General features: G+C 70.1%; 7 protein-coding genes. 4 read left to right on the top strand and 3 right to left on the bottom strand.

Going from position 1 to position 12,766, the window contains the following annotated elements; all coding sequences use genetic code 11:
* Positions 1-20: 20 nt before the first annotated feature.
* On the bottom strand, positions 21-650 hold the full coding sequence (locus OG251_RS28240; RefSeq protein ID WP_326679752.1) for an MSMEG_1061 family FMN-dependent PPOX-type flavoprotein: 630 nt from the start codon (positions 648-650) through the stop codon (positions 21-23).
* Between the two features lie 191 nt (positions 651-841).
* On the opposite strand from OG251_RS28240, the gene OG251_RS28235 reads away from it, so the two are divergent.
* Positions 842-1,492, top strand: coding sequence for a TetR/AcrR family transcriptional regulator (locus OG251_RS28235; RefSeq protein ID WP_326679751.1), 651 nt, complete (start codon positions 842-844; stop codon positions 1,490-1,492).
* 421 nt (positions 1,493-1,913) lie between these two features.
* On the top strand, positions 1,914-3,950 hold the full coding sequence (locus OG251_RS28230) for a M4 family metallopeptidase (RefSeq protein WP_326679750.1): 2,037 nt from the start codon (positions 1,914-1,916) through the stop codon (positions 3,948-3,950).
* An 85-nt stretch (positions 3,951-4,035) separates the two neighbouring features.
* On the opposite strand, the gene OG251_RS28225 is transcribed toward OG251_RS28230, so the two are convergent.
* Complete coding sequence (locus OG251_RS28225) at positions 4,036-5,256, bottom strand: alginate lyase family protein (protein ID WP_326679749.1); 1,221 nt, start codon at positions 5,254-5,256, stop codon at positions 4,036-4,038.
* A gap of 299 nt (positions 5,257-5,555) precedes the next feature.
* The gene (glgP, locus tag OG251_RS28220) at positions 5,556-8,219 is read right to left on the bottom strand and encodes an alpha-glucan family phosphorylase (protein ID WP_326679748.1); all 2,664 of its coding nucleotides are present in this window, start codon (positions 8,217-8,219) and stop codon (positions 5,556-5,558) included.
* A 674-nt stretch (positions 8,220-8,893) separates the two neighbouring features.
* On the opposite strand from glgP, the gene OG251_RS28215 reads away from it, so the two are divergent.
* Together OG251_RS28215 and treS are read left to right on the top strand one after the other, a co-directional pair.
* Complete coding sequence (locus OG251_RS28215; RefSeq protein WP_326679747.1) at positions 8,894-10,996, top strand: alpha-1,4-glucan--maltose-1-phosphate maltosyltransferase; 2,103 nt, start codon at positions 8,894-8,896, stop codon at positions 10,994-10,996.
* Positions 10,993-12,699 carry a maltose alpha-D-glucosyltransferase gene (treS, locus tag OG251_RS28210; RefSeq protein WP_326679746.1) on the top strand — a complete coding sequence of 569 codons (1,707 nt, stop codon included), beginning with the start codon at positions 10,993-10,995 and terminating at the stop codon, positions 12,697-12,699. The genes OG251_RS28215 and treS overlap by 4 nt, the downstream gene beginning before the upstream one ends.
* Positions 12,700-12,766: the final 67 nt, after the last annotated feature.

The raw sequence follows: 12,766 nt of genomic DNA, 5'->3' as shown, positions 1-12,766 counted from the left end.
TGATCCGCCCTCCGGCGTGGTCAGTAGAGCTTCCGGTAGGCGTCTTCGAGATCGCGGTCGACCACCGCGGGGTCGATGTCGAGCCCGAGCTGGGCGGTGACCATCTCGCCGGCCGAGGGGACCTCGTCGGCCAGGGCCTGACTGGCGGGATCCCACAGCCGGGACCGGACGAGGGCACGACCGCAGTGGAAGTAGACCTGTGCCACGTCGACGACGAGCGCCAGCTCCGGTTCCTTGGTCTCGATCCGCATCCGGGCGAGGACATCGGGCTCATCGGTGGGATAGGCGCGCCCGTTGATCCGGAGCGTCTCGCGTATTCCGGGGATCAGGAAGAGCAGCCCGATCCCGTCGTTCTCGGCGAGGTTGCGGAAGGAGTCGGCGATCTTGTTGCCGGGCCGGTCCGGAATGGCCAGCGTGCGCTCGTCGAGGACCTTCGCGAACCCCGGATGATCGCCGCGGGGTGAGCAGTCCGTCTGTCCCGCCGCGTCCGCCGTGGCCAGTGCGAGGAAGGGCGAGTGCGCGATGAAGCGGTGGGCGTGCTCGTCGATGTGGTCGAGGATCTTGGCCTCGGCCATGGGCTCGGGCTCACCGAGCCGAGCGCGGACCTCGGCCGGCGACAGCCGCCGGGGGCGCGTGCTGGTGTGTGTCACGAAGACTCCTTCCGGGGTCGGGCGCAGCCGGTGCGCGGAGGGGCCGACCGCCCGCCCGCTCGCGCCTTCCTGCCGGCACCACCTCGCGGGTGACATCCGCAGTGCTCCGCCGCGCCGCAGCTCATGACACCATTGTGAGTAATTGCTCAGGTTCTGCCTACTCGCTTCCGAGCCGCCGCCGAGGAGAGGTCATGACGTCGGGTCATCGCGGACTTCAGCCACGTAAACAGCCGCGGCAGGCGCGGGCCGAGGTCACCCGGCAGCGCATTCTCACCGCGGCTGCTCACGTTTTCGCCGACTACGGCTACGCCGCCGGGACCACCAACCGGATCGCCGAGCGGGCACGGATCTCGATCGGCTCGCTGTACCAGTACTACCCGAACAAGGACGCCATCCTCGTCGAGCTGCTGACCCGGCACCTCGACGCCGGGATGGCAGCCATGGAGCGCCGCCGGTTCGAGGAGCTGCCCGACTCCCTGGAGGAGTTCATCCGCTCCTACGTGCGGACCGTGACCGAGAACCATCTCGATGACCCGCAGCTGCTGCGCGTGATGCTCGAACAGGGGCCCCGGTCCCCCGAACTGCTGGAGAGGATCTCCCACAGCGTGCGGGCGAGCATCACCCATCTCCAGGACCTGCTCGACCGTCACCCCGAGGTCCATCTCGGCGACACGCACACCGCCGCCCGGCTCATCGTCGCCACGGTCGAGCTCGTCACCCACCAGCTCGTCGCCGCGCCCGACCCCATCGACATCCGCCGTCTGGAGAACGAACTCGTCGCCATGCTCACCCGCTACCTCACGGCCGTACCGCCCGGGACGGACGCCGACGAGCGCGGCTGACCCTCCACAGCGCCCTCCGTCACGCCTGCCGCCGCGCCCTCGGCCGTCCGGGGATGCCTCCGGCGGCCCGCCCGGTACCCGGCCCGCTGTCCGGAACGCGCCAGAGCGTGACCCGGTCTCACCAGGTGGTCAGAAACCGCTTGTGCGTACGTTGTTCGAACACGACACCGGAAAGTCAATCTTGTGCGCTCCCTGTGAATACGGGCCCGAGGGGCACCGGGCGACATTTCGATGATGATCGGCGAAACGTCCGCTTAACGAACATGACCTTTTCGGCAACGGACGAATTCCGGCCAACTTGTTGACGCGGTCCTGACACGAGTACGCAACTGCTGACACTCTTCCCCCGTTCTGCGCACCGCCTGCACTGTCCGGACGGCTCACCAGCGCCGCCGGTACCCCCCTCGCAGAAGGAGTCCGCGTGAGATCCACGCCCAGCCGTCGTGCCACCGCGACCGGCGCTCTGATAGCCGCAGCAGCCCTCCTCGCCGTCGGAGTCCAGTCCGGCACCGCGACCGCCACCCCCGGCAGCGCCCCCGGCGCCGCCCCGGCGGCGGCCTCCAAGGCCGACCCCGGTTCGCTCCCCGTCAAGCTCTCGCCCGCCCAGCGCGCCGAGCTGCTCAGCGAGGCCAACTCCACCAAGGCGGACACCGCCAAGGCGCTCGGGCTCGGCTCCCAGGAGAAGCTCGTCGTCCGCGACGTCGTCCAGGACCAGGACGGCACCACGCACACCCGCTACGAGCGCACCCTCGCCGGGCTGCCCGTACTCGGCGGCGACCTGGTCGTGCAGGAGACCAAGGCCGGGAAGACCGAGAGCGTCAGCAAGGCGTCGAAGGCGACCACCGCGCAGCTGAAGGCCGTCGGCACCTCGGCCGACGTGGCCCCGGCCGCCGCCGAGAAGCAGGCACTCGGTGCGGCGAAGGCCGAGGGCTCGAAGCAGACCGAGGCGAGCAAGGCCCCGCGCAAGGTGGTCTGGCTGGCCGGCGGCGGCGCCCCGCAGCTCGCGTACGAGACCGTCGTGGGCGGGCTCCAGCACGACGGCACCCCGAACGAGCTGCACGTCGTCACCGACGCCTCCTCCGGCGCCAAGCTCTACGAGTGGCAGGCCGTCGAGAACGGCACCGGCAACACCCAGTACAGCGGCCAGGTCACGCTGGGCACCGCGCCGTCGTACACCCTGACGGACACCACCCGCGGCAACCACAAGACCTACAACCTGAACCACGGTTCGTCCGGCACCGGAACGCTGTTCTCCGGCTCCGACGACATCTGGGGCGACAGCACCCCGCAGAACGTCGAGACCGCCGGGGCCGACGCCCACTACGGTGCGGCCGAGACCTGGGACTACTACAAGAACGTGCACGGCCGCACCGGCATCCGCGGTGACGGTGTCGGCGCGTACTCCCGCGTCCACTACGGCAACAACTACGTCAACGCGTTCTGGCAGGACAGCTGCTTCTGCATGACGTACGGGGACGGCAGCGGCAACGCCGCACCGCTGACCTCGCTCGACGTGGCCGCCCACGAGATGACGCACGGCGTCACCGCCGCCACGGCCAAGCTGGTCTACAGCGGTGAGTCCGGCGGCCTCAACGAGGCCACCTCCGACATCTTCGCCGCGGGTGTGGAGTTCTACTCCAACACCGCCGAGGACAAGGGCGACTACCTCGTCGGCGAGAAGATCGACATCAACGGCGACGGCACCCCGCTGCGCTACATGGACAAGCCGAGCAAGGACGGCGCGTCCAAGGACGCCTGGTACTCCGGCCTCGGCAACATCGACGTCCACTACTCCTCGGGCCCGGCGAACCACTTCTTCTACCTGCTCTCCGAGGGCAGCGGCGCCAAGACGGTCAACGGGGTCAACTACGACTCCCCGACCTCCGACGGTCTCCCGGTGACCGGCATCGGCCGCGACAAGGCCCTGCAGATCTGGTTCAAGGCGCTCACCACCAAGTTCACCTCCACGACGAACTACGCCGCTGCCCGCACCGGCACCCTCGCCGTGGCCAGTGAGCTGTACGGCGCCACCAGCCCCGAGTACACGGCCGTGGCCAACGCCTGGGCCGGCATCAACGTCGGCCCGCGCCCCGGTGGCGGTGACCCGGGCGGTGTGGTCTTCGAGAACACCACCGCGGTCGCCATCCCGGACAACGGCGCCGCCGTCACCAGCTCGGTGAACGTCACCGGCCGTACGGGCAACGCTCCGGCCGCCCTCAAGGTCGGCGTGGACATCACCCACACGTGGCGCGGTGACGTGGTCATCGACCTGGTCGCCCCGGACGGCACCGCCTACCGGCTGAAGAACTCCTCCTCCAGCGACTCCGCGGACAACGTGGTGGAGACCTACACGGTCAACGCCTCGTCCGAGGTGGCGAACGGCACCTGGAAGCTCAAGGTCCAGGACATCGCCTCGCAGGACACCGGACGCATCAACAGCTTCAAGCTGACCTTCTAGTACGACACCGGAACGGCCCGGAAGGAGTTCACACTCCTTCCGGGCCGTTCCGTCGTTCCCGTCGTTCCCGTCGTTCCCCGCCGGCTCAGGCCGGGTTGTCCGCGTGGGTCAGGGTCTCCCAGGCCACGAACAGGTTGTTGGAGGCGGCGGGCCGCTGCCGCTCGGTGAGAAGCTGGGTGTTCGACATGGCGTAACCCAGCCGGTTGTGCAGCGCGTTGAAGCCGACCTCGGTGACCGGGCCGAGCCTGTCCTTGAGCGTGCCGCCGCACAGCGAGGACGGCACCGCCGCACCGAGCTGGTACTTCGCGTGCAGACCCAGCGCGTGCCGCAGCCGGTCGGCGACCTCGGGGTAGAGGTCCTGTCCCTGGATGCGGCCGGTCTCCGCGATGTGCGAGATGGCGGAGAGGCCGTAGCCGGTGTGGGTGAGATCGCGGCAGGTCTCCTGGGCCAGCCCGTCCATGAAGGTCGACTGACCCTGCCAGTACTTGATGACCTTGTCGCGGGTGTCCAGACCGCTGCCGGGCGCAGTCCTGGGCAGCGAGCCGTCCGCGGTCACATAGATGTACGCGGGAACCCGCCCGCGGAACAGCGCCACGGCTCTGTCGTAGGCGGCGCGGTCCTCCAGGAAGACGGCGATGCCGATCGCCGCCTCGGTCATGGACAGTTCCCAGTTCCCGTTGGACCGGGAGCCGCCCGCGACCTCCGGCAGGTACACGTCGCGCAGCATCGTGCCGAAACGGCCGGAGTTCGGCCAGCTCGTGTAGGTGTACTTGATGATCTCGGCGGCACGCGGCCAGGAGGAGCCGGCCCAGCCGGTCTGGAGGGGCGCGTTGCTGTTGGTGTGGTCCTTGATCACGCCGGACCAGGCATCCATGATCTCGATGGCCTTGCGCGCGTACCGGTCGTCCTGGCCGATGTACCAGGCCAGCGAGAGCGTGTACGCGGCGATGGCGTCCTCGCGCTCGTCGGTGCAGCCGTAGTTGGGATCGGAGTAGGAGCCGCACTCGACGACGGCGCGGGGCTCGGCGGTCCGGGTGAGCGAGGCGTACTTGCTTGCCAGCATCTGGTCGTACGCCCCCTTCCACGGCTGCGCGCCGGCCCGGACCTTCTCGCGTACGAAGTCGAGCTGGGGACGGCTGACGAGGACGCCGGGGTGGGTGAAGGCGGCGGGGGCGGCGGCCTTCACGGATACGGCATCGGCCGCGGCGGGTCTGTCCGCCGCCGCCGGGGCCGCGGCGGCCGTGGCGATCAGCGCGGCCAGTGCGGTGGCGGTGCCCAGGACGCGGGCGAGGGTGCCGGTACGCATGTGGGGTGCCTTCCGGTGCGGTGGGGTTCAACAGCGCGACCCGACGCGGGATTTCACATACTTGAACACTGGGCCGTGTTGTGAACTCTGTGATGAGTGAGGAACGTAAAGGCATCCCATGGACACGTCAAGACTCTGCGTTCAGAACACGAACCCGGTCCGGGTGACCGCCGGGCCCGGCACCGTGCTCCGGTACCGGGCCCCGCCGTCCGTGCCGTCCGCGCTTTCCGCACCGTCCGCAGCGTCCGCGCCGTCCGCGCCCTCCGCGCACCGTCCGCGCCGTCCGTGCACCGGACCGCTCAGCGCATCAGCACCCCCGCGCCCTCCCCCGTCGCCTCCGTCGGCAGCGCGACCAGGCCCGGTTCGGCGCCGGAGGCCAGCAGCGCGTGGGCCGGCAGGACCCGCACGGTGTAGCCGTACGGCCCCGTGCGGTCCAGCGCCAGTGGTCCCTCGTACAGCCAGCGGCCCTCCAGGTCGTGGCCGCCCGCCGGTTTCAGCGGGAAGACCTGGGCGTCCGCGATGGCGTCGCCGGAATCGACCCGCCCGGCGACCACCTGCACCTCCACGTCGTCCGGGTCGAGCCCGCCCAGCGCGATCCGGACCCGGAGCGCCAGCGTGGACCCCAGCTCCGCCGAGCCGCCCGCGGCGGTGTCGGTGACGGCCTCCACATGGTCGACGGAGACCTTCGGCCAGGCCGCCCGGACGCGGGCCTTCCAGTCCGCCAGTTCGCGGGCCACCTCGGGAACCAGGGCGCGCCGGGCGCGGGCGGCGGGGGCGTAGAGCCGCTCGACATACTCACGCACCATGCGCCCCGCGAGCACCTTGGGGCCCAGGGTGACCAGGGTGCGGCGGACCATCTCGATCCACCGCTCGGGCAGCCCCTCGCCGTCCCGGTCGTAGAAGCGCGGCGCGACCCGGTCCTCGATCAGCGCGTAGAGGGCGTTGGACTCCAGCTCGTCACGCCGGTCCTCGTCGACGGCCGAGCCGTCGGCGGTCGGGATCGCCCAGCCGAAGTCCGGCTCGAACCACTCGTCCCACCAGCCGTCGCGCACCGAGAGGTTGAGGCAGCCGTTCAGGGCCGCCTTCATCCCGCTGGTGCCGCACGCCTCCAGTGGCCGCAGCGGGTTGTTGAGCCAGACGTCGCATCCGGGGTAGAGCTTCTGCGCCATCGCCATGCCGTAGTCCGGCAGGAAGACGATGCGGTGGCGCACCCGTGGGTCGTCGGCGAACCGCACCAGTTCCTGGACCAGCCGCTTCCCGCCGTCGTCGGCCGGATGGGCCTTGCCCGCGACGACGATCTGGATCGGCCGGGTCGGGTGCAGCAGCAGTTCCCGCAGCCGGTCGCGGTCGCGCAGCATCAGCGTGAGCCGCTTGTACGAGGGGACGCGGCGGGCGAAGCCGATGGTCAGCACGTCCGGGTCGAGGACATCGTCGATCCAGCCGAGTTCGGCCGTGCCGGCGCCCCGCCTGCGCCAGGAGGCGTAGAGCCGCTTGCGCACCTCGGTCACCAGCTGTTCGCGCAGGACCCGGCGCAGGTCCCAGATCTCCCGGTCGGGGACGGCGGTGACGGCGTCCCAGCGCCGGGGCGTACCGGCGCGGCGCTCGCCGGCCACCTCACCGCCGGCCAGCGCGTCCCTCGTCCGGTCGGCGCCGAAGTGGCGGACGCCGAGCCGCAGGACCTCCGGGGCGACCCAGGTCGGCGCGTGGACCCCGTTGGTCACCGAGGTGATCGGCACCTCGGCCGGGTCGAAGCCGGGCCACAGGCCGGAGAACATCTCCCGGCTGACCGCCCCGTGCAGGGTGGAGACGCCGTTGGCGCGCTGGGCGAGCCGCAGTCCCATGACCGCCATGTTGAAGAGGTCGGGCTCGCCGCCGGGGTAGGTCTCGCGGCCGAGCCGGAGGATCCGCTCGACGCCGACGCCCGGCAGTTCGCCGCCCTCGCCGAAGTGACGGGCGACCAGCTGCCGGTCGAACCGGTCTATCCCGGCGGGGACCGGGGTGTGCGTGGTGAAGACGGTGCCGGCCCGCACCACTTCCAGCGCTGAGTCGAAGTCGAGTCCCTCCCCGGCGAGTTCCCGGATGCGTTCCAGACCGAGGAGTCCGGCGTGGCCCTCGTTGGTGTGGAACACCTCCGGGTCCGGGGTCGCGGTGAGCCGGCAGTAGGTGCGCACGGCGCGCACCCCGCCGATGCCGAGCAGCATCTCCTGGAGCAGCCGGTGGTCGCTGCCGCCGCCGTACAGCCGGTCGGTGACATCGCGTTCGCCCGGCGCGTTCTCCTCGACGTCGGAGTCGAGCAGCAGCAGGGGGACGCGGCCGACCCGGGCCAGCCATACACAGGCGTGCAGGCTGCGCCCGCCGGGCAGGGCGAGCACCACTCGGGCGGGGGTGCCGTCGGTCTCCCTGAGCAGGGTGAGCGGGAGTTCGTTGGGGTCGAGGACCGGATAGTGCTCCTGCTGCCAGCCGTCGCGCGAGAGGGTCTGCCGGAAGTAGCCGTGCCGGTAGAGCAGGCCGACCCCGATGAGCGGTACGCCGAGGTCGCTGGCGGCCTTCAGGTGGTCGCCCGCCAGGATGCCGAGTCCGCCGGAGTACTGCGGCAGGGCGGCGGTCACCCCGAACTCGGGTGAGAAGTAGGCGATGGCGGCGGGCAGTTCGGCGCCCTGGGCCAGCCGGTTCTGGTACCACCGGGGGCCGTCCAGATACTCCCGGAGGTTCTCGGACGCGTCGGCGAGCCGGGCCAGGAACTCCTCGTCCCGGGCCAGCTCGGCGAGCCGCCCCGCGGACATGGCGTCGAGCAGACGTACGGGGTCGAAGTCCGCGGGCCGCCAGCCCTCGGGATCGGCGGCGCGGAAGAGCTCTCGGGTCTCGTGGTGCCAGGACCACCGCAGATTGCGGGCGAGGTCCTGGAGGGGTCGCAGGGATTCGGGGAGGACGGGACGCACGGTGAATCGACGAATGGCCTTCACGTATTCCACCTTTACAGGGGACGTACGAATCCGAGGGGACGCACCACGGTGTGCGCCGCGCCGTCACCCTCGACGTTAACGGCGGCCGGTCCCCGGCAGCCACGGCGCGCGGACGGCTCACCGGGTCCGGCGGCTCCCGCCCCGCCCGCCCCCCGCAGCCTCCCCCAGGCGCCCCACCGTTCCCGCGCGCATTCTTCCGTCTCACCGTTCACCTGCGGGTTTGGCCGATTTCACCCCCGCACGCGGCCTTGTGGACCTTCGCACCACAGGGAAGGCTGCCGTGTGGCGCCGCAGAGCGGGTACCCGGAATCCGCAGGGGCGCCCCGGCCCCGTACGCCCACCGGGGCGCGCGCCGGGAGCCCGGCTACGACCGAGTAGTTAACACGGGCGCCGGATTGCCCTCCCGAAGACACGGGGAAGGCTTTCCCGGTACGCAGCCCGAACCAGGCCCGCACATGTTCTCCGTGCACGTTCTTCGTGCCCGAACCCCCGCGCTCCTCCCCGTTCGAGTGCCATTGGAGTGAACGCGGACAGGAGCGGCCATGCCCACAGCCCGTCAGCCGACAGCGGAGCAGCTACAAAGGACAAATCCCTATCATCGCGACATACGCGGTCATACCGCCGCACTTGTGCCGCACCCCGTGCACGCCGAGCTCCAGCCCCCAGGTGATTCCATGATCGGTCGAATTCCCGTCCTGGACGTCCGTCCTCTCGTCGACTGCGGCAAAAGGCCGGCGAAAGCCGTTGCCGGTGAGACCTTGCAGGTCACCGCCACCGTCTTCCGCGAAGGCCATGACGCGGTGGCTGCCAACGCCGTGCTGCGCGACCCGAACGGACGTACCGGCCCCTGGACGCCGATGCGTGAACTCGCCCCCGGCACGGACCGCTGGGGCGCCGACATCACCCCGGACACCGAGGGCCGCTGGACGTATACGGTCGAGGCGTGGAGCGATCCGGTCACCACCTGGCGCCGGAGCGCCCGGATCAAGATCCCGGCGGGCATCGACACCGCCCTGGTGCTGGCGGAGGGCGCGGATCTGTACGAGCGGGCCGCCGCCGGCGTACCGAAGCGGGACGGTCGCGAGGCGGTGCTGGCCGCGGCCGACGCGCTGCGCGACACCTCCCGCCCGGCCGCGTCCCGGCTGGCGGCGGCCCTGACCCCGGCGGCCGACGAGGCGCTCGCCCGCCACCCCCTGCGCGAACTGGTCACCCGCTCACGCCCGCTGCCGCTGAACGTGGAGCGCCGCCGGGCCCTGTACGGCTCCTGGTACGAGCTGTTCCCGCGCTCCGAAGGGGCCAGGACGGAGCGGGCGCAGCCACCGGTGGAGCGGGGCCGGGGCAAGGGCGCGCGCACCGCACCGGCGGCACGGACGGCACCGGCCGCACGGGCCACCGCGGGAGCCGCGACGGATGCGGCGACGCACACCTCACGCGTCGTCAGCGGCACCTTCCGTACCGCAGCCGAGCGGTTGCCCGCCGTCGCCGCCATGGGGTTCGACGTCGTCTACCTCCCGCCGATCCACCCCATCGGCACCACCCACCGCAAGGGCCCCGACAACTCCCTCTCCCCCGGCCCCGACGACCCCGGAGTGCCCTGGGCGATCGGTTCGGCGGCCGGCGGGCACGACGCCGTCCATCCGGAGCTGGGCACGCTGGCGGACTTCGACCACTTCGTCGAGACGGCCCGCACCCTGCGGATGGAGATCGCCCTGGACTTCGCGCTCCAGTGCTCGCCCGACCACCCCTGGGTGGAGGAACACCCGGAGTGGTTCCACCACCGGCCCGACGGCAGCATCGCGTACGCCGAGAATCCGCCGAAGAAGTACCAGGACATCTACCCGATCGCCTTCGACAGGGATCTGCGCGGCCTGGTCACCGAGACAGCGCGCATCCTGCGGTTCTGGATGGACCACGGGGTGCGGATCTTCCGCGTCGACAATCCGCACACGAAACCGGTGGTCTTCTGGGAGAAGGTGATCGCCGACATCAACGGCACCGATCCCGACGTGATCTTCCTGGCCGAGGCCTTCACCCGCCCCGCGATGATGCGGACCCTCGGGGCGGTCGGGTTCCAGCAGTCGTATACGTACTTCACCTGGCGCAACACCAAGCAGGAGCTCACCGACTACGTCACCGAGCTGTCCGGCGAGAGCGCTTCCTCCATGCGCCCCAACTTCTTCGTGAACACCCCGGACATCCTGCCCGGTTACCTCCAGGACGGCGGCCGTCCGGCCTTCGAGGCCCGCGCCGTGCTGGCCGCCACGCTGTCCCCGTCCTGGGGGGTGTACGCGGGGTTCGAACTGTGCGAGAACACCGCGGTGCGTCCGGGGAGCGAGGAGTACCTGCATTCGGAGAAGTACCAACTCCGGCCGCGCGACTGGGAGTCGGCCGAGCGCGAGGGACGTTCACTGGCACCGCTGATCACCTCGCTCAACCGGATCAGACGCCGCCATCCCGCGCTCCAGCAGCTGCGCGACGTGCATTTCCACACCGTCGACAACGAGGCGCTGATCGCGTACAGCAAGCGCTCCGGGACGGATGTCGTCCTCGTCGTCGTGAACCTCGACCCGCACCACACCCAGGAGGCCACGGTCTCGTTGGACATGCCGGAGCTCTGCCTCGACTGGCACGAGACCGTACCGGTGCGCGACGAGCTCACCGGCGACACCTACCACTGGGGCAGGACCTTCTATGTGCGCCTAGAGCCGGGCATCACGCCCGCGCACATCGTCGTCCTGCGACCGTCCCCGCCGACCGGAGGGTCACCCACACCATGATCGTCAATGAGCCTGTCCACGACACGTTCGAGGACACTCCCGCCAAGGACCGCGATCCCGACTGGTTCAAGCGCGCCGTCTTCTACGAGGTACTCGTCCGGTCCTTCCAGGACTCCAACGGCGACGGCATCGGCGACCTCAAGGGCATCACCGCCAAGCTGGACTATCTGCAATGGCTGGGCGTCGACTGCCTCTGGCTGCCGCCGTTCTTCAAATCGCCGCTGCGCGACGGCGGCTACGACGTCTCCGACTACACCGCGGTGCTTCCGGAGTTCGGTGATCTCGCCGACTTCGTGGAGTTCGTGGACGCCACGCACCAGCGCGGCATGCGCGTGATCATCGACTTCGTCATGAACCACACGAGCGACCAGCACGACTGGTTCCAGCAGTCCCGCAGCGACCCGGACGGGCCGTACGGGGACTACTACGTCTGGGCCGACGACGACAAGCAGTTCCAGGACGCGCGGATCATCTTCGTCGACACCGAGACGTCCAACTGGACCTTCGACCCGGTGCGCAAGCAGTACTACTGGCACCGGTTCTTCTCCCACCAGCCCGATCTCAACTACGAGAACCCGGCGGTGCAGGAGGAGATCATCTCCGCTCTGCGGTTCTGGCTGGACCTCGGCATCGACGGATTCCGCGTCGACGCAGTGCCCTACCTCTACCAGCGCGAGGGCACCAACTGCGAGAACCTCCCCGAGACCCACGACTTCCTCAAGCGGGTCCGCAAGGAGATCGACGCCAACTATCCGGACACCGTGCTGCTCGCCGAGGCCAACCAGTGGCCGGAGGACGTCGTCGACTACTTCGGCGACTACCGGGCGGGCGGCGACGAGTGCCACATGGCGTTCCACTTCCCCGTGATGCCGCGGATCTTCATGGCCGTACGGCGCGAGAGCCGCTACCCGGTCTCGGAAATCCTGGCGAAGACCCCGGCGATCCCGAAGAACTGCCAGTGGGGCATCTTCCTGCGCAACCACGACGAGCTGACGCTCGAAATGGTCACGGACGAAGAGCGCGACTACATGTACGCGGAGTACGCCAAGGACCCCCGGATGCGGGCCAACATCGGCATCCGGCGGCGCCTGGCCCCCCTGCTGGACAACGACCGCAACCAGATCGAGCTGTTCACCGCCCTGCTCCTGTCGCTGCCCGGCTCCCCGATCCTCTACTACGGGGACGAGATCGGGATGGGCGACAACATCTGGCTGGGCGACCGGGACGCCGTACGGACCCCGATGCAGTGGACGCCCGACCGGAACGCCGGGTTCTCCTCCAGTGACCCCGGGCGGCTCTACCTCCCCACGATCATGGACCCGGTCTACGGCTACCAGGTCACCAACGTCGAGGCGTCCATGGCCTCACCGTCGTCGCTGCTGCACTGGACGCGGCGGATGATCGAGATCCGCAAGCAGAATCCGGCGTTCGGCCTCGGCTCGTACACCGAACTGCCCTCCTCGAACCCGGCGGTGCTGGCGTTCACGCGTGAGTACAAGGACGACCTCGTGCTGTGCGTCCACAACTTCTCGCGCTTCGCACAGCCCACGGAACTGGACCTGAGGTCGTTCAACGGGCGTCATCCGGTGGAGCTGATCGGCGGGGTGCGCTTCCCCGCCATCGGGCAGTGGCCCTACCTGCTGACTCTCGCCGGACACGGCTTCTACTGGTTCCGGCTGCGCAAGGACGCCCCCGCCCTCTGAGCCCGCGCCGCCCCGTGCGCGGCGGTTTCCGCCGCCCCGCACGGGGCACTCTCCCCCACATCGAGCT

Source organism: Streptomyces sp. NBC_01237, from assembly GCF_035917275.1.
Taxonomy (GTDB): domain Bacteria; phylum Actinomycetota; class Actinomycetes; order Streptomycetales; family Streptomycetaceae; genus Streptomyces.
The sequence above is the reverse complement of the archived record's forward strand: the minus strand, read 5'-3'. Positions and strand labels throughout refer to the sequence as shown.